This is a genomic window from Kitasatospora sp. NBC_01539 (assembly GCF_045040525.1).
In the GTDB taxonomy this organism is placed as follows: domain Bacteria; phylum Actinomycetota; class Actinomycetes; order Streptomycetales; family Streptomycetaceae; genus Kitasatospora.
The window spans coordinates 1,520,098-1,541,212 of the sequence record NZ_CP109390.1; the positions used below are offsets into that span (position 1 = coordinate 1,520,098).

Here is a 21,115-nt window from a genome sequence, read left to right on the forward strand (position 1 = left end):
GCGCTCCGGTCTGCAGAGCCCCCACCCCTCCCGGGCCTGCCGTCGCCGAGCCGATCGCCGGACGGACCAGTCCGCATCGCCCCCGGCACTGCGCCGGAGGAGCGTACGGCATGCAGGGCTACCGGTCACGGATGCACTCCCGAGCCCTCGGCTTCGTTCCCCCCGTCCGCTCCGTCCATCGCCGGCCGTGCGGCCGCGATTCCGGCAGCCCTGCCGTGCCCTGCCCGACCGGGCAGGGCACGGCAGCGGTCTCGACCCCACCCAGAGATGAAGGAAACGGCAATGATCCAGGATGAGAAGGCGTTCGAGCCGTCGCACTACCAGGCGGGCCCGGTACACGGGCTGCTGAACGAGTTCGACCCCGGCACCCGCACCCTGCCGGCCGGCTCCCGGATCGATCCCCGCTTCCGGGCACTGCCCGCCGACGTCGTGCTCGACAAGGACGTCCCCGTCACCCTGCGCGACGGCACCACCATCCGCGTCGACGTCTTCCGCCCCGCCGGCACCGAGAAGGTCCCCGTCCTCGTCGCCTGGAGCCCCTACGGCAAGAACCACGGCACCGCCCCGAGCGTCCTGGGCCTGTTCACCATGCTCGGCATCGACAACGGGGCGCTCTCCGGACTCCAGAAGTTCGAGGGCCCCGACCCGGCCTACTGGTGCGCGCAGGGCTACGCCGTCTGCAACCCCGACCCCCGGGGCATCGCCAACTCCGAAGGCGACAGCGCGATGTTCGGGCGCCAGGAGGGCGAGGACTGCCACGACCTCATCGAATGGCTGGGCGTCCAGGACTGGTGCAACAGCAAGGTCGCCATGACCGGCACCTCCTACCTCGCCATCGCCCAGTGGTTCACCGCCGCCGAACAGCCCCCCCACCTCGCCGCGATCAACCCCGTCGAGGGCCTCAGCGACGTCTACCGCGACCTCGTCATGCGCGGCGGCATGCCCGACACCGGCTTCGCCGAGCGACTCCAGAAGCAGAGCTACGAGGGCAACAACCTCCGCGAGGACATCCTCACCGAAGTCGAACACCACCCGCTGGTGGACGACCTGTGGGAGGACAAGACCCCCCGCTTCGAGCGGATCACGGTCCCCGCCTACATCGTCGCCAGCTACTCCAACACCCTGCACACCGCGGGCACCTTCCGCGGGTGGCGCCGGATCGCCTCCCAGGACAAGTGGCTCCGCATCCACAACACCCAGGAATGGCCCGACTACTACGAGGACGAGAACGTCGAGGACCTGCGACGCTTCTTCGACCACTACCTCAAGGACCGGGACAACGGCTGGGAACACACCCCCCGCGTCCGCTACAGCCTCCTCGACCTCCAGGGCGGCGACCGCGTCAACCAGCCCGCGGACACCTTCCCCCCGGCAGGCGTCACCTCCACCAAGTACTACCTCGACGGCCTCACCCGCACCCTCACCACCACCCCGCCCGCCGGCGAGGCGAAGGCCGTCTACGACACCGGAGCCGGCCCGGGCCTGGCCTCCTTCGTCGTCGGTTTCGACGAGGAGACGACGCTGGTCGGCTACCCCAAGGCCCGGCTGCGGGTCGAGGCGGACGGCGCGGACGACATGGACCTGTTCGTCCTCGTCCAGAAGCTCGACCGCCACGGCACCCCACTGCAGCAGTTCACCGTGCCCGGTCGCAGCGCGATGCTGCACGACCTCACCGAAAACGGCGCCTCCGTGCTGCGGTACAAGGGCTCCAACGGACGCCTGCGCGTCTCCGCCCGGCACCTCGACAAGGCACTCACCACCGACGACGTGCCCGCCCACACCTTCGACCGGACCGAGAAGCTCAGCCCCGGCGAGATCGTCGACATCGAGGTCGACCTCTTCCCGGTCGGCCTGGTCTTCCACCCCGGCGAACAGCTCCGCCTCGTCGTCAGCGGACAGAACGCCCTCGGCGGACTCATGCCGATGACCCGCGACTACATCCCCCGCAACCAGGGCAGGCACATCATCCACACCGGCGGCGAGCACCCGTCCTACCTCCAGCTCCCCGTCAGGACCGCCTAGCTCCGCTTCGGCCGCGGAGGCACCGGTTCACCGACCTGAATCAGCGCCTCCGCGGTCGTCCCGCCCGTGCTGCGGCCATGCAGGCCGCAGCACGGGCGAAGCCCTGCCCCGCCTTCGGCGGCCTGGCGCGGGGAACGGCCCGCCGAACTCCTCCGGCACGAGAACGGGCCCTCGCACGACTGTGCACCCGGACCCTGGCGGGTCCGGGCGCACAGTGGTACGACGACGACGGCCGGGTCAGGAATCCTGTACCGGCTGCCAGTTGTAGAGACGGGGGCTGTACCCCCCGTCCTGGACGCCGACGCCGGTGAGCTTCTTCGGGTTGTAGAGCCAGGTCACCGCACTGGAGCCGATGCCGACGTACCAGGCCTGGTCGATCAGCCGGGCGTTCATGCCGTGCAGCCCGTCCACCGCCTTGGGGCTGGTGGCGTCCGAGGCCTGCCGGGTGGCCGCGGCGAGGACGGCGTCGGTGCTGCGGTAGGGGTTGCGCTGGCTGCGTTCGCCGAAGTTGTTGACGAGCGCGCTGTACGGCGGGGTGCCCTGGATGGGCATGACCACCGCGGGGAAGACCTTGCTCGCCAGGCTGTGCAGGTACTCGTCGTACGGCTGCACGACCTTCTGGACCTTGACCCCGATCGCGGCCCACTGCGCGATGACCGGCTGCAGGATGGCGTCGGACTTGAAGTTCTGGGTGGACAGCACCTGCAGGGTGAAGCCGTTCGGGTAGCCGGCCTGGACGAGGAGCTGTTTCGCCTTGGCCACGTCGTGGGGGTAGGCGCCGTCGAGTGCCGCGTCGTAGCCCGGCGCGCCCGGCGGGACGACCTGGGCGGTGGGCCGTCCGGTGCCGCCGAAGAAGGTGGTGTTGATCGCGGCCCGGTCGACGGCCTGGTTCAGGGCACGCCGGACCCGTACGTCCTTGAGGGCGGGCACTCGGGTCCCCTCGCGGTCGAGCAGGTTGACCAGGTACTCGACGTCCTGACCGCGGATGGCGGCCGCTCCCGTGCCGGGGAGGGTGGTGGAAGGGCCGGCCGCGACGTCCACCCGGCCGGCGGCGAGGGCGTCGTACCCGGCTTCGATGTCGGGGATGACCTGGAAGACCGCGTTCTCGAAGGGGTAGGAGTCCTGGTCCCAGTAGCCCTTCCTGCGGTGGAAGACGTACCGGGTGCCGTCACTGCCGGCCGCGTCGTAGACGTACGGGCCGGAGCCGTCCATGGCGGAGGCCAGCGTCTCGGGGGTGATGAGGCGCTCGGGGTTGACGATCATGCCGGTGCAGCCCGCCAGGACGGCCGGCAGGTCCGGGTACGGCTGGTGCAGGGTGAGGGCGATGCCGGTCGGGCCCTCGGTCGCGATCGAGCGGACCGCGGCGGCGAAGTTCGCCGTGGCGGCGCCGCCCGAGAGGCTGGCCCGGTCCAGGTTCCGCTTGACCGCCTCGGCGTCCAGCGGCGTCCCGTCGGCGAACGTGACGCCCTCGCGCAGCCGGAGGGTGAACCGGACCGGGCTCTCGTAGCGCCAGGAGGTGGCGAGGGAGGGCTGGAAGCTGCCGTCGGAGGCGAGGCGCAGCAGGGTGTCGTAGGTGGCGCCCAGAATGGTCTGGTCCTGGCCGCCGGTGCAGGAGTACGGGTCCAGGTCGGGCAGTGCGCTCGGGGTGGCGATGGTGATCGTCCGGCCGCCGGCCCCGGACGCGGTGACGCCTGAACCACTGCAGGCGCTGCACGCCAGTACCGTCGAGAGGCAGAACGCAGCGGCAAGGTGTCTTCGGGGTGCGGGCAGCATCGGGTCCTCGTCTTCCATGCAGGGGGTGGGGTCCCACGCCGGGGTCACGGGGTGGCGTCATGCGCGGTGGGGACGCACGGGGTTCCGGTTTCCCGGCCGGGAAACCGGAAGCGTTCCGGCTCTGCTCGGAGGTCCCGGCAGGCGAAGGGCCGGGACGGAACCGCGGTCCTGCGCGGGAACGGGCAGGACCGCGGTCGGTCGTCGGCACGTGCGGGGGCGGCCGTCCCGTCGGGGTCGGCCGCAGGCCCGGGGTTACGGCTGTCCGTGGAGGCGGACGTGGAGATGGACGCGGAAGGTGTCCGTGGAGGTGTACGCGGACGTGGAGAAGGGTGGGCGTGGCCGCGGACCGTGCCTTCGTCGACGCCGGGGTGGTGGCGGAGCCGGCTTCGGCCGTGCGGGTGTCCGTCGTGGTCCGCAGCCGGCCGTGTCGGCCCTTCGCGGGGGTGTGCCTGCCCGGCTCGGCGCCGATCCGAGCGGGGCGTCGGCCCCGATCGGCTCCTGCGGCGTGCGCCGGGCCCGGCGCACGGGCCGTGACTCCGTGGGGCGGAGCGGGGCGGCGGGACGGGGGCGGCGTGCACGGTCCGATGACGCGCCGGTCCGGTCCGGGAGACGCGCGACGGCCACCCGTCGACCGGGGACTGCTCCGAGATCCCCGCTACGCCGCTCCGCGGGACGCCGCCTCCGTGTCTACTGTGCCTGGATGGCCTTCAGGAAGGCGATCCTTCCCTCCTCGGCGTGCCGGCGCAGCACGTTCGTGTGCATGTCGGGGTGGTGTTCGGCGTTCGGCTCGGGGACCAGCGGGTTGCCGGTCCAGGACATCAGCCGGCAGACGCGGTGCTGGATGCGCCACCCGCCGTCGGTCCGGACGAGCTCGTCGTCGTACCAGCCCGTGCCCTGCCAGGACGGGCCGCCGTCGGCCGAGTCGCGCACGAGGAGCCAGTTGCCGTAGCTGAAGGCGTTGGCCCTGTCTCCGTCGACGTGCACCACGTGGCCCATCATCGTGTGCTGGTGGCTGTCGAGCCCCTCGTGGAACTCGGCGAAGGAGCGCTTGAACTCGGCGAGCCCCTTCCACGCGGCACCGGCCGGACCGAACTCCGCCGTCACGTCCTCCGCGAAGACGCGGTCGAACAGGTCCCACTGGTGGGCGTCGAGTGCGAGACCGTAGAGGTTCAGGACCTCGATGATCTCTGCCTTGTCGTGTTCAGCCATGTTCGTGCTCCTTGTCCTTGAAGCCGCCGCCGGGTGGAAGGTCCGATGGCAGCACGATCGTTCGCCCGCCACGCCGATTCACCCCGGGACGGTGCCGTGGCGCCGGCCGCGCGAGCGCGGTCCGGGCGGGATGCCGCGTGCGCCTGTCGACGGGGCGTGTTCTCCGGCCCCGCGGTTGTGGCGGCACGTCCCGGCGTGCGTGCGGTGTCGATCAAGAGTCAGCCTGCGATAACGGCACTACCGTCCGGCGGCTCCGGCAAGGCAGCGGTCGGATCGGCCCCCGCCGTGCCCGGAGACGGCACGGGGCCGACGGAAGGAGTGGCGGGCATGGGCACCATCATCAGGAGCCACCGAAAGACTGTCAACACTCTTCGTCATGCCGAGCGGCCGGGCGCTACCCGCCGGAAACCGGGGGCGAACACCGAGGATGCTCCCCCGGGGTGGCGGATCCTGGCGCCGCTACAGCCCCATACGGCTCCCCACCTGGAACGGATCAGATGTCAGAGGTCCATCGCCGGGTGGGGCGATCCCGGACCCCAGGGGTTCATGACTGGCCGACCTCGGTGAAACATGGCAGAAATGTTGACACTTCACTATGCCTCCTCCTACGGTGCCCATGACGGCAATCTCTTCCGCCGGGCCTGCGACGGCTCAGCGGCGGCAGCTCGGATCAGGTTCACCACAGCGAGCACCGCGTCGCGCGGAGCCGCGCGAACCCGGTCGGCACTGCCGTCGCCCGTCGCAGCCCCTTCGTCCCGGCACCGTGCGGGCCGGGCGCCGACGTCCTCGCCGGCACCCTGGCGCCGGCATCCGCCACCACGCGCGCCCGAACCGCCGCCCAGCCAGAATCGAGTACCACGACCGTGCCGACACCCACCACCGGTTCGCACGGGCCCGACGCCTCGGCCGCCGGCCACGACGGCGTCGGGGCCGTCCGGCACTCCGGCGGCGGGCGCTGCGGCACCCGGCCGGAGGACGCGCCGGCGTTCCGGGGCGACCGCGACCACCGTCGCCCACCGCCATCGCCCCAGCGGCGTCCATGACAACGCCCGGTTGCCGATGGGGCCTCCGAGGTGTTCCCCGGCAGGACCAGAGCAGCCTCGATCTGCACGAACATCATGACAGGAGACAACGACGATGGCTTCGACCCACGAACCGTCCGACCGGCTGACGACGATCCTCGAAAAGGTCCGCGCACTCGGGCCCACCCTGCGGGAGCGCGCGCTCGACGCGGAGCGCGCGGGCCGTCATTCGGACGAGACCATCGCCGACCTGGATGCCACCGGCGTCTTCGACATCGGCAGCCCGGCCGAGTTCGGCGGCTACGAGCTGACCGTCCGGGAGCAACTGGACGTCATCTCCGAGGTCTCCAAGTGGGACGGCTCGTGCGGGTGGAGCGTCTGGGCAGGAGCCTCGACGAACTGGATCCCTGCGGGTTCGGGCGCGCGCGTCGTCGAGGAGGTCTACGGTCCGGACTGGGTCGGACCGCGGGTCGCCGGTTCCAGCCACTTCCCGGCCTCCCGGGGGCGCGCGAAGCGGGTCGAGGGCGGATGGATCGTCTCCGGCGGCCCCTGGACCTTCGGCAGCGACTCGCTCTGGGCACCGTTCACGAACCTCGGCTGCATCGCCGACGACGGCGAGGGCCCCTACCTGGTGGGTCTCCAGGTGCCGCGCGACGAGCTCCGGTTCCTCGACGACTGGCAGGTCGCCGGCATGTGCGCCACCGGCAGCGTCTCCATCACCCTCGCGGCGGACGAGCTCTTCGTTCCGGAGCACCGCGGCGTCGACTTCCGTCACATTGTCGGCGGGGAGCTCGACAACGGCCTCAAGGGCGACCTCTGGAAGGTGCCCTCCCTCGGCTGGGCGTTCAGCACCATGGCCGGGATGTCGATCGGCCTCGCCCAGGGCGCCCTGGAGCGGTTCCTCGAACGCTCCGCCGGCCGGCCCGTCCGCGGCACCACGTACAAGAACCAGCTCGAAGCCCCCCTCACGCACCTGATGCTCGCCGAGGTCCACTCCAAGATCCAGTCCGCCGTCCTGATGACCCGGGCCAACGCCGAGGAGACCGACCGTCTCGGGGCGCTCGCCGCCGCCGGCACGCCGGCCGATCCGGCGTACATGCAGATGTTCAGCGGCCGGGTCCTCATGGAGACGGCCTACGCGGCCAAGTGGTGCGCGGAGGCGATCGAGCTGCTCCAGCGGAACTCCGGCTCGACCGCGATCATGGAGAGCGAACCCATCCAGCGCGCCTGGCGCGACGCGCGCGTCATCACCCTGCACGGCGCCCTCAACCTGGAAGCCCTCTCCGAGAACTACGGACGGCTGATGGCCGGGGCCCAGCCGCACAAGGTCGCGGGCATCACCACGCTGGACCGCTTCGCCCCCGCCGCACCGACCGCGGTGAACAAGGCCGGCTGAGGACCCGCACGACGGCGGCCGGACCGCCGGCTGTTCGACGGAGGAACGGTCGGCGGTCCGGCCGGCAGCAGAAGGCCCCGCGGACACCTCCGCCGCGCGCACGGCACCGACGCCGGACCGCCGCACCGGCAGCCCGCTCGCGGCAGGGACATCGGCACCCGAGCGGAGAACGCCGGACGGACCCGTACCCGGCATGCTCTCGGCGCCTGCGGGTCGCCGGTGCCCGGCCCTGCCGGCGGCTCAGGCGGCGGCTCAGGCGCGAGCGGCGGGCCGGCGGTCGGGGGTGCGGAGATAGCCCGTCGCCATGTCGCCGAGTTCGTCCGCGTACCGGCGCAGGGCGGCCTCGCCGACGGGGCGGTCGGGGTGGACGGCGGTGTGGAAGCAGGCACCGAGGACGGCGCGGGCCACGGTGTCCAGCGCCGCCTGCGGGTCGGAGCGCCGGATCTGGCCGGCGTACGGGGTTGCCGCGTCGAGCAGGAGTCGCTGGATCTCGGTGACGGCGCGGGCCCCGCGGTCCGGGGCGCTGGCTCCCCGCGCGCGCAGCAGTTCGGGAAAGAGGGTGCTGCTGTCGGCGAAGGACTGCAGCAAGGCGTGCGCGTAGGCGTCCATGACGCCGGAGAGCGACGGCTCGGCCTCGCGCAGCCGGTCGGCCACGTACTCCTCGCGCCGCTCCAGCATCCGCTCCGTCAGGGCGGTGATCAACTGCTCCTTGCCCTCGAAGCGGCGGTAGATCGAGCCGACCGCGACCCCGGCGCGTGCGGCGACGCCGGTGATCGTCATCTCCTCCAGGCCGACCGAGGCGGCGAGCTCCTCCGCCGCCTGAAGGACGCGAGCCAGTGTCGCTGCGCTGCGTGCCTGCCGGGGCTCCCGGTAGTGCACGCGGCGGTTCGGCTCGTCAGTCATGGTCCGCATGCTATCGGCGACAGCCACCGCCCATGACCTTGACAAGGCGCGCACCCGCTTACGTACTATCGGAAATGTACATTCGCATTCACATTTCACAGGAGACGCAGGAATGACCGCAGACCAGACCCCCTCGCCCGTGACCGTGACGCTCGTGTCGGGGCCTCCCGGCACCGCCGACATCGACGACCTCGAGCTGTTCTACGCCCGCCGCGCCCTGGCCCGCTTCAGGGCACGGCTGGGCCGCCAGGGCCTGCTCGACCTCCTGGCCGCGGACATCGAGGAGGGCAACGCCTCCCTGCGCGAGAGCGCCCTCGCCTCCGACGGCAGCTTCAGAGGAGGGACGACGGTGCTCGCGACGCAGGGCGACCTCAAGGCGAGCGAGTTCCTGGTCTGGATGGACGAGGCCTTCGCCGACGAGAACGTCCTCCTCGCCGCGCACCCGGAGCACTACTCGATCACCAACCAGGCGGACGGGCTGGTCCACGTGGTGGAGAACGTCGGCCCCCACGTCAGCTCCTTCTACCTGGGCGGCTGGGGCACGGAGGCGATGGCGTGGGCCGCGGACGCGGACGAACGCCTCCCGGAGGCCGACTTCCCGCACAAGCAGGCCACGAACCTCTTCCTCGCCGACGGCACGATCATCGGGCGGGTGCTGATCCAGTTCGGCGACACCGAGGACGGCTTCACCTCCAGCCTGTCGGTCTACATGCCCACCGCGTGCCCGCAGGACGTCCTGGAGCACCACCTCCGGCACTTCGCCATCGAGTTCAAGAACTGGATCACCGCCGCGGCCGCGGCCCGCAGCTGAGACCGGGTCCGGCACGGTCCGCCCCCCGGCGGCCACGAGCCGTGCGGGTGCGGCCGGCGAACCGCCGCGGCCGCTGAACCGGCCCGGCACCCCACTCCCGTCGAAGCCGCCACCGCGGCCCGCCGGGGACCAGGTCGGGCCGGGCCCTGCGGCATTCCCGGACAGCATGCCGCAGGGCCCGGCCCGCCCCTCCACGGAACCCACGGAACAGGAGCCGGCATGCAGTCTCCGGCCGACAGAGCCGACCGCCCCGCCCTCACCCGCATCGAGCGGGACATCCTGAGCACCCACCCCGACGCACCGGTCGTCGACCTCCACCTGCCGATCGCCTCCCGTCCCCGGCTCCCGCTGGTCATCGACGTCTCCCCGTACACGCAGGCCCGGACCACCGGCGGCACCGGAAGCCGGTGGGCACCCGCGCTGGCCGCGCACGGCCTGGCCGTCGCCGTCGTCCGCGAACCCGGCCCGCTGCCACTCGACCTCGCCCTCCACGGCATCCGCAGCATGGTGGGTCTGCTCCGCTCCGGCTGCACCGCACTCGGCCCCGCCGTCGACCGCATAGGCCTGTTCGGCTCGGGTGAGGGCGCCTACCTGGCGGCCCTCGCCGCCTACGGCACCGTCAGCATCCGGTGCCGGGTCCAGGCCCTGGCCGGCGTCGACAGCGCCTGGGGCGCCACCCGGGCACCGGACCTGACCCCTTCGCGGCGCGCCGTCGTGTCACGCCGCCACCCCGACGCCGAAGTGCTGCACCGGGTCAGCGAGATCGCCCTCGCCACCGGCAACGACGTACCCCTCCTCGTCGTTCACCGCGCCAACGACCACAGCGTGGCCGCGAGCCAGGGCACTCGCCTCGCCCACGTGGTCACCGCCGCCGGAGGCTGCGCCTCCGTCCTGCACCGCGGCCCGGAGCACGACCCCCTCGCCGCCATCGGGACCGTCGACGCCGTGGCGGCGTTCTTCACCCGCACCCTCGCCGCCGCATCCGAACCGGCCCGCCGTACGCGTCGGTGACCGCGCGAGGGCGACGGACGGCACGACACTCTCCGCGGCCGACGCGGCGGCCGCCGACCCGAGGACCACACCCGGCTTCCGCCACGGCCTGAGCCCGTGCAGCGCACGTGTCCGGACCGACGGGCACGCGGCCGGCCGGCTCCCGGGCACGCCCGGCAAGGGCCCGGACTTCTCCCACGTCCGGTGCAACGGAGCCGTGCGCAGGGGGAATCGTCCGGCAGCGTGCCCGGGCCCCGGCCGAGGTGGGCGGGCAGGCCGAGGGACGCGTAGGCCGAGGACGGCGAGAGCGGGTCGGTCCTGACGGCCTGGAGTGGAGCATGCTGACGCCGCGCATGCCGCTCACGGCTGCGCCACAGATGTCGGCAACGGCTGAAATCGTTTCACCCGTTGCCGACAACAGACCATCACCTCGACGCAGCACGGTGCCAGGGCAGCCCCCGGCACCGTGCTGCGTCGCAGTCCGACCAGGACGCCGCGGGCCGCCGTGCGCGCGGAAGCCGCGGTCGGCCCGGCTCACGGCGGCCGGACGTGGCACGGCCCGGGTCAGGAACAGCAGCACGCCGACGGTCGGTCCACCGCCGGCGCCGGTCGTGCTGCCGCCGCCCGTCCCGGCCTGCGGCAGCACGACCGTGGCGAAGCAGGAGACGTTCCGGACGAGACAGCGCCGACGTGACTGTGACACGGCCCGGTGCAGGTCGTCCGACGGCTCCACGTGACCGGCCGCCGGAGGCCCCGCTCCGGAGTCCTCGCTCCGGGGGCGGAGGTCGATGCCGGGCGTCGAACGCGAAGCCGTGGAGATTCAGGATCTCGCCCCGCGGTCGTGCCGGTGCTCCGTCCGGTCCGGCCCGGACGGAGCCGCCGCCGCTGCCGGTTACCCGCGGGCGCCGGTCATGGCCGCTCCGGCGGCGGCCGCGGTCTGCTTGAGCCTGCCGACCCAGGATTCGATCCGTTCCGCCGGGACGGCGGCGGGCATGCCGCTGATCCGGATCGCCATCGGGGGCATGCCCGCGCCGGTGGGCACGGCAGCGACGATCGACGCGAGGTCGTACAGCTCGCCCGGCAGGAGGTCGGGGCAGAACAGTTCGGCCAGCTCGGAGGTGGCCTGCCGGACCGCGCGCTCGGTGCGCGGCAGACGGTCGGACAGCTCGAACGCGGAGAGTGCCTCCTGCTGGTGCTGGAGCAGTCGCGGCTCGGCCGCGAGGAGCGAGTAGCCGCACTCGCGCACCTGGTCGAGCCGGGCGCGGTGGAGATCGCGGCGGTCGTGGCCGTCGTCGGGGGCACGCCCCAGCCACTCCTCGACCTCCGCCGGGGTCGAGTCCACCAGGAAGGCCGCTCCGAGGGGCGGGACGATCGGCTGCCGGTGGCCGAGGGGGAACGGCTCGGCGGCGGATCCCCGGTTCGCGGCGAGCACCTGCACGGCGTCCCCGCGGATCTTGACCAGGACGCCGCAGTCCATCGCGAGTTCGGTGCCGAGGTCCTCGACCAGGGACCTGACCGTCTCGGCCAGCTGTGCGGCCTGGATCAGGTCGGGGTCAGGGGTGGCGATGAGGGAGCCGGGGGAGAACCGCCCGTAGCCGCCCTGGAAGAACAGCAGCGGGAGGGTCGGCCGCTGGACGGCCAGCTCGTGGACGAGTCCGAGGACGACGAAGTGGTCGCCCGCTTCCCGGATGTCCTCGTACGTGCACTCGATCCAGGAGACGGCGTCCTCCAGGACGGGCGAGCCGAGGGGCCCGGGCCGCCAGCGCACGCCGTCGAACTTGTCCGCTCCGCCGGTCGCCATGCGGCGGCAGAGCGGCTCCTGATCGGCGGCCAGGACGTTGACGCAGAACGCCGAGGCGGTCCGGAGGTGCCGGAAGCTCCCGGAGTTGACGGACGGGAAGAACGCGACCATCGGCGGGTCCAGGGAGACCGACGAGAACGTCCCGACGACCATGCCGGCGGGGCGTCCGTCCTCGGCCACCGCTGTGACCACGGCCACCCCGGTCGGGTAGTGCCCCAGCGTTTCGCGGAACAGTGCGGGGTCGACGGCCTTGACCATCAAGCTCTCCTTCGGTTTCTCGTGTCGGCGCGGGCGCCCCGGAGGGACCGGGGCGCCCGCGTTCGGCTTCGGACTGCTATCGGGCTGCGGGCTGCGGGCGCTTGGAGCGACCCGGATCGATCGTGCGGGTACCGGGTGTCCTGCGCCAGGCGGCGAGGCCGACGGCGGCGAGGAGGGCGGCGCCGTTGAACAGGTCGGGGATCCACACGGGCAGACCGGCGAGCTGCAGGCCCTTGACGCCCACCGCGAGGGTGTACGCGGCGACGACGGTGCCCCAGATGTTGAACCGGCCGCCGCGGAACTGCGTGGAGCCCAGGAAGACCGCGGCGATCACCGGGAGCAGATAGCCGGGCCCCACCGTCGGGTCACCGGTCGACAGCTGGGAGGTCAGCAGCAGCCCGCCCAGTGCGGCGACCACGCCGGAGGTCACCAGCGCGGACAGCACGATCCGGGAGGGACGCACGCCGACGAGCGCGGCGGCCTGCGGATTGCCGCCGGTGGCGTGGATGCGGCGGCCGGCGGGAGTGTGCTCCAGCACGTACCAGAGCAGCCCCGCCACGGCGAGCATGACGTACACCGGATACGTGATGCCGAAGAGCTGACCCGTACCGAGCTCGGCGAAACCGGCAGGCAGATCGACGATCTGCTGACTGTCGGAGACCCACGCCGTCGCCGCCGCCAGCAGCGACGCGATCGCCAGAGTCGCGATGAACGACGGAATCCGGGCCCGAGTGATCATCAGCCAGGAGAACCCCCCGACCGCCGCACCCGCCAACAGCGACAGGACCACCGCCACCGGAAGAGGCACATGCCCCACCAGCAACCGCGCGACCAGCACCGCACCCAACCCCACCTCGGCACCGATCGCCAGATCGATCACACCCGCCGCCGTCGGAACCACCAGACCGACCGCCACCAGACACGTGATCGCCTGATCCGACAACAGCGACCGCCACGTCCCCGACGTCAGGAACGTGTCCGGCACCCACAGCGCGAACACCGTCACCATGAAAGCCAGCAGATACAGCGCGGAGACGTTGCGGAACGCCACCGCCCGCCGCAACCCCACCGACCAGTGCACCTCGTGCACCGCATCGGGCACGGTGCCGGCGGCGGCGGTCGGGGTGGCCGCCCGGGCGAGCAGCGCACTCCGCCGGGCTCGCCTGCCGGCCCGGGCGGTGGTGGTGTTGTTCCGGACCAGCCGGCGCAGGGCCTCCCGGCGGGTGACCGTCGGCGGGCGCCAGGCGGCGAGGCCGACGGCGGCGAGGAGGGCGGCGCCGTTGAACAGGTCGGGGATCCACACGGGCAGACCGGCGAGCTGCAGGCCCTTGACGCCCACCGCGAGGGTGTACGCGGCGACGACGGTGCCCCAGATGTTGAACCGGCCGCCGCGGAACTGCGTGGAGCCCAGGAAGACCGCGGCGATCACCGGGAGCAGGTAACCGGGCCCCACCGTCGGGTCACCGGTCGACAGCTGGGAGGTCAGCAGCAGCCCGCCCAGTGCGGCGACCACACCCGAGGTCACCAGCGCCGACAGCACGATCCGGGAGACCCGGACCCCGGCCAGCGCGGCGGCCTCGCTGTTGCCGCCCATGGCACCCGCGTTGCCGCCCGTGGCGTAGACGCGGCGGCCGGCGGGCGTGCGCTCCAGCACGTACCAGAGCAGCCCCGCCACGGCGAGCATGACGTACACCGGATACGTGATGCCGAAGAGCTGGCCCGTACCGAGCTCGGCGAAACCGGCGGGCAGATCGACGATCTGCTGACTGTCGGAGACCCACGCCGTCGCCGCCGCCAGCAGCGACGCGATCGCCAGAGTCGCGATGAACGACGGAATCCGGGCCCGAGTGATCATCAGCCAGGAGAACCCCCCGACCGCCGCACCCGCCAACAGCGACAGGACCACCGCCACCGGAAGAGGCACATGCCCCACCAGCAACCGCGCGACCAGCACCGCACCCAACCCCACCTCGGCACCGATCGCCAGATCGATCACACCCGCCGCCGTCGGAACCACCAGACCGACCGCCACCAGACACGTGATCGCCTGATCCGACAACAGCGACCGCCACGTCCCCGACGTCAGGAACGTGTCCGGCACCCACAGCGCGAACACCGCCACCATGAAAGCCAGCAGATACAGCGCGGAGACGTTGCGGAACGCCACCGCCCGCCGCAACCCCACCGACCAGTGCACCTCGTGCACCGCATCGGGCACGGTGCCGGCGGCGGCCCGCGCGGGATCCGTGGTGATCTCGGATGTCTGCATGTTCCTCACTCCGGTCCGTTCGTGCCGCTGCGACTGCTTCCGGCGGTCTCGAGTCCCAGCTCGTCGCGGATCAGCCGTTCCTCGGTCAGGGACGCGCGCGGGATCTCGCTCACCACCCGGCCGTCCTTGAGCACCAGGACGCGGTCGCACAGCGACACGAGCTCCTTGGTGTCCGAGGAGCAGAGCAGGACGGCCGTCCCGTCGCGTCGCGCGGCCAGGACCAGCTCGTAGATGGCCGCGATGGCGCCCACGTCGACGCCCTGGGTGGGCTCGTCGAGCAGGAGCACGCGAGGACGGACCCGCAGCCACTTGGCCAGCACGACCTTCTGCTGGTTGCCGCCGCTGAACAGCTTCAGCTGCTGCTCCGGACTGGCCGGGCGCAGCCCGACGGTCTGCATCCACGAGCGGGTCAGTGCCCGTTCGGCCCGTCCGTCCAGGCGCCCGAAGGCCCGTCGCAGCGGGCGCATCAGCGGCAGTGTCAGGTTCTCCCGGACACTCATCTCCATGACCACGCCGTGTCGGCGGCGGTCGGCGGGCACGTACGCCATCCCGCTCTCGATCGCCGTCCGGGTGTCGTCGGGGATCAGTTCCTGCCCGTCGACCTCCACCCGGCCGCCGGTCCGGTGCTGGGCCCCGAACAGGATCGGTGCGAGCTGCTCCCGTCCCGACCCGAGGATGCCGCTGACGCCCACGATCTCGCCCGCCCGCAGGGTCAGGGAGAAGTCGCTGATCTCCGTGCCGCTGATGCCGGTGACGGTCAGCACCGGCTCGCCGGTCGCGTCCCGAGGGGTCGCGGCCGTGTCCGCGATCTCGCGGCCGGCGATGAGCTTCACGATGGCGTCGTGGTCGAGCCGGCTGGTGGTCTCCTCGGCGACCACCCGCCCGTCGCGCAGCACCACGACGCGGTCGGCGAGTTCGAGCACCTCGTCGAGCCGGTGGGAGATGAAGACGACCCCCGCCCCGGACGCGGCGACCCGCCGGACCGCCTCGAACAGCACCTGCACCTCGTCGCCGTGCAGCGCCGTCGTGGGCTCGTCGAGCAGCAGCACGTTGTCCGGACGGGTCCAGCCGTCCATGGCCCGGGCTATGGCGACGATCGCCCGCTGCGCCGGCGACAGTCTCCCGACCGGGATCGTCACGTCCAGGTCGGCGCCGAACCGGGCGAGGAGCTGCCGGGCGTGGCGGCGCTCGGCGGCGCCGCGGACGGGCGCGAACGCCCGTCCGCGCGCCGAGGTGCCGAGCCCGAGGTTCTCGACCGTCGTCAGGATGTCGGCCAGGCCGAGGTCCTGGTGGATGAAGTGCAGGCCCTCCCGGGCCGCCGGGCCCGCCACCAGTGCTCCCGTGGCGTCACGGACCTCGACGACCGTCCCGGGATCGGCCTGGTGCACGCCGGCCAGGATCTTGACCAGGGTCGACTTGCCCGAGCCGTTGTGCCCCAGGACCGCCACGATCTCGCCCGGGCGGACCTCCAGCGACACGTCGTCCAGGGCCTTCAGGCCCGGGAACGTCTTCGACATGCCCTCGATCCGGAGCAGTGGCGCCGTGGTGTCCGCCACTAGGACACCTGCCAGAGCTTGGCGAACTGCTGGGCGTAGTCGGGGAACGCCGACCAGCCGTGGGTGGGGTCGAAGGTGATGTCCTTCTGCTCCAGGAACTGCTCGGGCACCTCGCCGGCCTGCTCGCCCGCCGTCGGCAGGCCGCCCGTGATCAGACGGGCGGTCGCGTCGACCGCCGTCCAGGTGGAGACCGGGAAGTCGATGGCGAGCGCGGCCGTCAGCGCACCGTTCTTGATGTCCTGGAGGTTGCCGGTGGTGGGCCCGAAGCCGACGGTGGTGACCGACAGGCCCGCGGCCTTCAGCGCCGCCGGCAGGCCGCCGGCCGCGGAGAGGCTCACGAACACCGCGGTGTTCGTGCCCTGGTGGGCCTGGAGGTCGGTCACGATGGTGCGCGGCGCGGTCGTCCCGATGGTGCTCACGTCGATGGGCACGACGCGCACCTTGCAGGAGGGGCAGTTGGCCTTCATCTCGTCCTGGAAGGCCTTCTGCACCGGGCCCGAGATGTCGAGGGCGGGCAGGGTGTAGAGCACCGTGTCGGCCTCGGCGCCCTTGTGGGTGATCGCCCAGTCGGCCAGGAGCTTGCCGTTGCGCCGGCTCAGTTCCTCACCCAGGTAGTTGAACGTGATGCCGTACTGCTTCACGTCCTTGGCGATCTGGAGGGAGACCACCTTGACGCCGGCGTCGGAGAGCTTCTTCAGGCCGCCGCCGAACAGGGCCGGGTCGATCGCGCCGAGGATGACGGCGTCCGGCTTCATCGCGTTGACGCTCGATGCGGCGGCCTGTGCCGTCTGGGCCGTCGCACCGGCGTTGATCACCGTCAGGGTCCCGCCCGCACCCTTGACCGCCTGCTGCACGAACGTGCCCACCAGGGCGCAGACGGGGGTCGCGCACTGCAGGTAGACGAACTTCTTGCCGGCCGGGAGCTTCTGCGCCAGCGCCTCGGTCACCGGGAAGGCGGTCGGCGGGGCGACGTAGCGCGCGATGGCAGCCTTCGCCGCGTCGACGTTCGCAGCCTGCGCCGGCTTCGCGGCGGCGGGCGAGTCCGCCGAGCCCGACGAGGAACTACAGGCCGAGACCGCGACGACGGCGACCGCCGAGATGCAGGCCGCGACCGTCCGCCAGGCGTTGCGGCGGTTCGTGCGGCTTCCGCCGACGACTCGTCTCGAATCAGTGGTCTTTGCGAGCATCGTGCACACTCCTGTGGGGCTGTGAGGGCAGGGATCTGACGCTGCGAACGGGTTCGCTCCCAGGCTGTCCGCGCAGGCTCCGTGACAGGATCCTGAGACAAATGGGCCGAACCAATAGGCCGTACCCTCCATCGAGCCGATGGACGTGTCAAGGGTTTTGCCGTGCCGTGACGTCCACGTTTCAGGATGGTGATCAAAACCTAATGGTTAGGTCCGATAGTCGCTCGCCGAAGCCGACCCGGCCGCGTCGACCCGCAGGTGGAGCGCGACGCCTCCCCCGCGGGCGGCACGGCCGGACGGCAGGACACGAGGGCGGGGCGGCCGAACGGGACAGCGGACCGGCGATGGCGGCGACGGGCGGCAGGGGGCCGGCGACGGCGGGCGGCAGGGGGCGGCGGCACCTACCGGAATCTCGGCAACCGAGGCCGAAGCGGGATCCGGACCGGCAGTCCGGCGGGCTCAGCCCGAGTGGCGGTGCGCCTCCGCGGCGTGCCGGGCGGCGGTGACGTCGCCGGCGGTGATGGCGGCGACCAGGTCGCCGTGGACCCGCAGGCGCTGCGCGAGGTAGTCGCCGTCACGGGGCTGCGGGTTCACCAGCGACACGTGGTTGACGAACTCGTAGAGACCGACGTAGGTGCCCCGCAGGACGGCGTTCGGCGAGATCGCCGCGATCCGCAGGTGCAGGTCCCAGTTGAGCGAGACGAACCTCGGCATGTCGTCGAGGCTCTTCCCCATCGCGGTGATCAGCGACCTGAGCTCGCGCGCGTCCCTCGCCGACCGGTGCTGCGCCGCGTGCACGGCGACGAGCGGCTCCAGCTGCTCGCGGACCTCGATGGCCTCGGCGACCGCCAGCGGCTCGCCGTGCACGGTGAGGAGCGTGCGTCCGAGCCGGACCACCGGATCGGCGGCCGCGACGAACATCCCCCCGCCCGGACCGGGCCGGACCGCGATCCGCCGCCGCTCCTGCAGCAGCCGGATCGCCTCGTTGACGGTGGCCTTCGCGACACCGGTCTGCTCACGCAGATCGGCCCGGGTGCCGATGCGGTCACCGGGACGCAGCCCACGCTTCTCGATCGCGTCCTCGACGTAGACCACGACCTCCTCGGCACGGGTGCGGGGCGCAGAAAGGACCATGCACGGAGGCTAACGGATACCTCCGGCGACCGGCTCCGGGTGGGGTCGGTCGAGCGGGGCCGACCTGGGGATCCCGCCCGGCCGACGCCTTGACGGAACCGCCCGGGAATCGCATGCTGGACCATCCGTGCCTAATGGTTAGGCTCATTAGCGCCAAGGTTCGCCCGGTACCCGGACCCGGCCCGCTCCCGGCGCAGCCGGGACCGGCCGGCCCCTGCCGCCGACGAACGCGGACGGGAGGACAGCGAAGCCCGAAGGCGTGGCGATGGGATCGGGCGCGTCGGATGCGTACGCGCCCCGGTCGTCGCGACGCCCCAGGGGCCTCCGGGTCCGGGTCCGGGTCCGGGCGAGAACACCGAACAGAACACCGCAGCACCGCACAGAGGAGACGACAGTGATACTCGTGACAGCGGCGAACGGCAACCAGGGCAAGCTGCTGGTTCCGCGCCTCCTGGCGGCCGGAGTCGCCCTTCGCGCCTGCGTCCGCTCCGACGAGTCGGCCCGCACCCTCCGCGAGACCGGCGTGGCCGACGTCGTCGTCGGCGACATCAGCGACCCGGACGTGCTGGCCCGGGCCATGGACGGTGTCGAGAAGGTCCACTACGTCGGGCCGGCCCTCCACCCCCGGGAACGCGACATGGGCTTCGCCGCCATCGATGCCGCCCGGGCGGCCGGCGTACGGCACTTCGTCCTCAGCTCGGCGCTCCACCCGATCATCACCGACCTCGTGCAGCACGAGATCAAGCGCGACCTGGAGGAGCACCTCCTCTCGTCGGGGATGGAGTTCACCATCCTGCAGCCCGCCAACTACATGCTGCGCCACCGGCTCAAGCCCGCCTTCGAGAGGGGCGTCTTCCTGCTCTCCTGGGCACTCGACCGCCACCAGTCGATGGTCGACGTGGGCGACGTGGCCGAAGTGGTCGCCGACGTCCTCCTCGACAGCGACCGCCACGCAGGCGCCACCTACGAGCTGGTCGCCCCCGGACGCTACACGGCCCACGACCTCGCGAACGTCATCGCGGAGGTGACGGGTCGCGACGTCGTCGCCGAGCAGATCGACTCCGAGGTGTTCCTCAAGGCCGCCCTCGGAACCGACGACCCGGCCGAGTTCCCCTACCAGGCCCGGCTCCTGCGAGCGATCAGCGGCCGCTACAGCAGCCACGACTTCATCGGGAACCCCAACGTGCTGACGTGGCTGCTCGGCCGGACCCCGACGACCTTCGAGCAGTTCACCCGCACGGAGTTCGCCGCCTTCAGCGCTGCGGGCGCTGCGCAGCCGGGCTGACGGCCGCCCCGCCGGAGGATTCGCCTCCGCGCGGCGCGCCCGGGAGTCCCCGCAGCCGCCTGAACGGCACCGGACCCCGGGTGCGCGGGCGCGGGACTGCGGGGCCGGGTCCGCCCGCTACCAGCGGGGGACCGCGGGCGTGGTCCACTCCGGGTCGGCCTTGCGCATCGCGGCGGCGTCGTCGCGGTCGCGCATGGTGCCGTCGTCGTCCAGCCAGCGCCGGTGCAGGTCGGCGAGCGCCTCCCGGTCGAGTTCCACGCCCAGGCCCGGGCGGTCGGAGACGGTGAGCCGGCCGCCGGTGAAGACGTGCCGCTCGGTGATGACGTCGTCGGTCTGCCAGGGGTAGTGCGAGTCGCAGGCGTAGTCCAGGTTGGGCACGGTGGCGGCGACGTGCGTCATGGCCGCCAGGCTGATGCCCAGGTGGGTGTTGGAGTGCATGGACAGGCCGACGCCGAAGGTGCGGCAGATCGTGGCGAGTTCGCGGGTGTTGCGCAGTCCGCCCCAGTAGTGGTGGTCGGAGAGCACGACCTGGACGGCCTTGCGGGCGAAGGCCTCCTCGATCTCCGGGAACGTCGTGACGCACATGTTGGTGGCCAGCGGGACGTCGGTGCCGGCCGCGACCCGGGCCATCCGCTCGGTGGTGCTGGCCGGGTCCTCCAGGTACTCCAGGACGCCGGCGAGTTCGCGGGCGACGTACAGCGAGGTCTCCACCGACCAGGCGCCGTTGGGGTCGAGCCGCAGCGGCTGCCCGGGGAACGCCTCGGCGAGGGCGCGGACCGCCGCGATCTCCTCGTCGGGCGGGAAGACGCCGCCCTTGAGCTTGAAGGAGCCGAAGCCGTACCTGTCGACGAACCGGCGGGCCTGCGCGACCACGCCCGCGGGGTCGAGGGCGGCTCCCCAGTCGTCGGACTCGCCCTGGCCCTGCGGATGGGCGGCGAGCCGGTAGAAGAGGTAGGCGCTGTAGTCGACGGCATCGCGGACCTTGCCGCCGAGCAGCGCGTGCACCGGCAGTCCGAGGGTCTTGCCGAGGGCGTCCAGGCATGCGACCTCGAAGCCGGAGATGACCGAGAGCCGCAGCTTGTCGGCGGTCTGGACACCGCGCAGTCCGCCGACGTCGACCGAGTCGGAGACCTCGGAGGGGTCGGTGCACACCTGCTCGGCCAGGACGAACAGGCCGTTCAGATCGCTGACCGAGTGGCCGGGCAGCGCGGCGGCCAGCGGTGCGGCGAGTTCCAGGTAGCGGGTGTCGCCGTAGGTCTCGCCGACTCCGGACGTGCCGTCGGCGGTGATGACCTCGATGACGAGCCGCGGCGTGTACGGCTGGTGGATGCCCTGCGTGTTGAGCAGCGGTGGGTCGGCGATCAGGATCGGGGTCAGCCGGACTTCGGCGATGGCAAGGCCGGTCGACGTGTCCGCCACTCGGCTCGTCTTCATATGTGAATTCTGTTCACCCATGCGTACAAGCCTAGGTCCGGCCGACCACGCCGTCAACGCATCCC

General features: G+C 72.2%; 14 protein-coding genes. 5 read left to right on the top strand and 9 right to left on the bottom strand.

What is annotated here, in order from left to right; translation table 11 throughout:
• Positions 1-282 precede the first annotated feature (282 nt).
• Positions 283-2,022 carry a CocE/NonD family hydrolase gene (locus OG335_RS06410; protein ID WP_405010026.1) on the top strand — a complete coding sequence of 580 codons (1,740 nt, stop codon included), beginning with the start codon at positions 283-285 and terminating at the stop codon, positions 2,020-2,022.
• A 237-nt stretch (positions 2,023-2,259) separates the two neighbouring features.
• Here the strand turns inward: OG335_RS06410 and OG335_RS06415 are convergent, their stop codons facing one another.
• Complete coding sequence (locus OG335_RS06415) at positions 2,260-3,813, bottom strand: ABC transporter substrate-binding protein (RefSeq protein ID WP_405010027.1); 1,554 nt, start codon at positions 3,811-3,813, stop codon at positions 2,260-2,262.
• A gap of 669 nt (positions 3,814-4,482) precedes the next feature.
• Positions 4,483-5,004 carry a nuclear transport factor 2 family protein gene (locus OG335_RS06420; RefSeq protein ID WP_405010028.1) on the bottom strand — a complete coding sequence of 174 codons (522 nt, stop codon included), beginning with the start codon at positions 5,002-5,004 and terminating at the stop codon, positions 4,483-4,485.
• 1,137 nt (positions 5,005-6,141) lie between these two features.
• On the opposite strand from OG335_RS06420, the gene OG335_RS06425 reads away from it, so the two are divergent.
• Positions 6,142-7,422: an acyl-CoA dehydrogenase family protein gene (locus tag OG335_RS06425; RefSeq protein ID WP_405010029.1), complete on the top strand. Its 1,281-nt coding sequence runs from the start codon at positions 6,142-6,144 to the stop codon at positions 7,420-7,422.
• A gap of 252 nt (positions 7,423-7,674) precedes the next feature.
• On the opposite strand, the gene OG335_RS06430 is transcribed toward OG335_RS06425, so the two are convergent.
• Positions 7,675-8,325, bottom strand: coding sequence for a TetR/AcrR family transcriptional regulator (locus tag OG335_RS06430; protein ID WP_405010030.1), 651 nt, complete (start codon positions 8,323-8,325; stop codon positions 7,675-7,677).
• Positions 8,326-8,437: 112 nt separating this feature from the next.
• On the opposite strand from OG335_RS06430, the gene OG335_RS06435 reads away from it, so the two are divergent.
• Complete coding sequence (locus OG335_RS06435) at positions 8,438-9,136, top strand: hypothetical protein (RefSeq protein ID WP_405010031.1); 699 nt, start codon at positions 8,438-8,440, stop codon at positions 9,134-9,136.
• Between the two features lie 219 nt (positions 9,137-9,355).
• The gene (locus OG335_RS06440) at positions 9,356-10,147 is read left to right on the top strand and encodes a hypothetical protein (protein WP_405010032.1); all 792 of its coding nucleotides are present in this window, start codon (positions 9,356-9,358) and stop codon (positions 10,145-10,147) included.
• Positions 10,148-11,018: 871 nt separating this feature from the next.
• On the opposite strand, the gene OG335_RS06445 is transcribed toward OG335_RS06440, so the two are convergent.
• The 5 genes from OG335_RS06445 to OG335_RS06465 all read right to left on the bottom strand — a co-directional run bounded on the left by OG335_RS06445 (position 11,019) and on the right by OG335_RS06465 (position 18,331).
• A complete protein-coding gene (locus tag OG335_RS06445) occupies positions 11,019-12,185 on the bottom strand; it encodes a flavin reductase (RefSeq protein WP_405010033.1) in 1,167 nt (388 codons plus the stop codon).
• A 76-nt stretch (positions 12,186-12,261) separates the two neighbouring features.
• Positions 12,262-14,454, bottom strand: coding sequence for an ABC transporter permease (locus OG335_RS06450; protein WP_405010034.1), 2,193 nt, complete (start codon positions 14,452-14,454; stop codon positions 12,262-12,264).
• A 5-nt stretch (positions 14,455-14,459) separates the two neighbouring features.
• A complete protein-coding gene (locus tag OG335_RS06455; RefSeq protein WP_405010035.1) occupies positions 14,460-16,010 on the bottom strand; it encodes a sugar ABC transporter ATP-binding protein in 1,551 nt (516 codons plus the stop codon).
• The gene (locus tag OG335_RS06460; RefSeq protein WP_405010036.1) at positions 16,010-17,197 is read right to left on the bottom strand and encodes a sugar ABC transporter substrate-binding protein; all 1,188 of its coding nucleotides are present in this window, start codon (positions 17,195-17,197) and stop codon (positions 16,010-16,012) included. The genes OG335_RS06455 and OG335_RS06460 overlap by 1 nt, the downstream gene beginning before the upstream one ends.
• 459 nt (positions 17,198-17,656) lie before the next feature.
• Positions 17,657-18,331: a FadR/GntR family transcriptional regulator gene (locus tag OG335_RS06465; RefSeq protein WP_405010037.1), complete on the bottom strand. Its 675-nt coding sequence runs from the start codon at positions 18,329-18,331 to the stop codon at positions 17,657-17,659.
• Positions 18,332-18,725: 394 nt separating this feature from the next.
• Between OG335_RS06465 and OG335_RS06470 the strand changes: the two genes are divergently transcribed.
• On the top strand, positions 18,726-19,616 hold the full coding sequence (locus OG335_RS06470) for an SDR family oxidoreductase (RefSeq protein WP_405010038.1): 891 nt from the start codon (positions 18,726-18,728) through the stop codon (positions 19,614-19,616).
• Between the two features lie 117 nt (positions 19,617-19,733).
• Here OG335_RS06470 and OG335_RS06475 read toward each other — a convergent pair whose 3' ends face one another.
• Positions 19,734-21,050, bottom strand: coding sequence for a glucarate dehydratase family protein (locus OG335_RS06475; protein WP_405010039.1), 1,317 nt, complete (start codon positions 21,048-21,050; stop codon positions 19,734-19,736).
• Positions 21,051-21,115 lie beyond the last annotated feature (65 nt).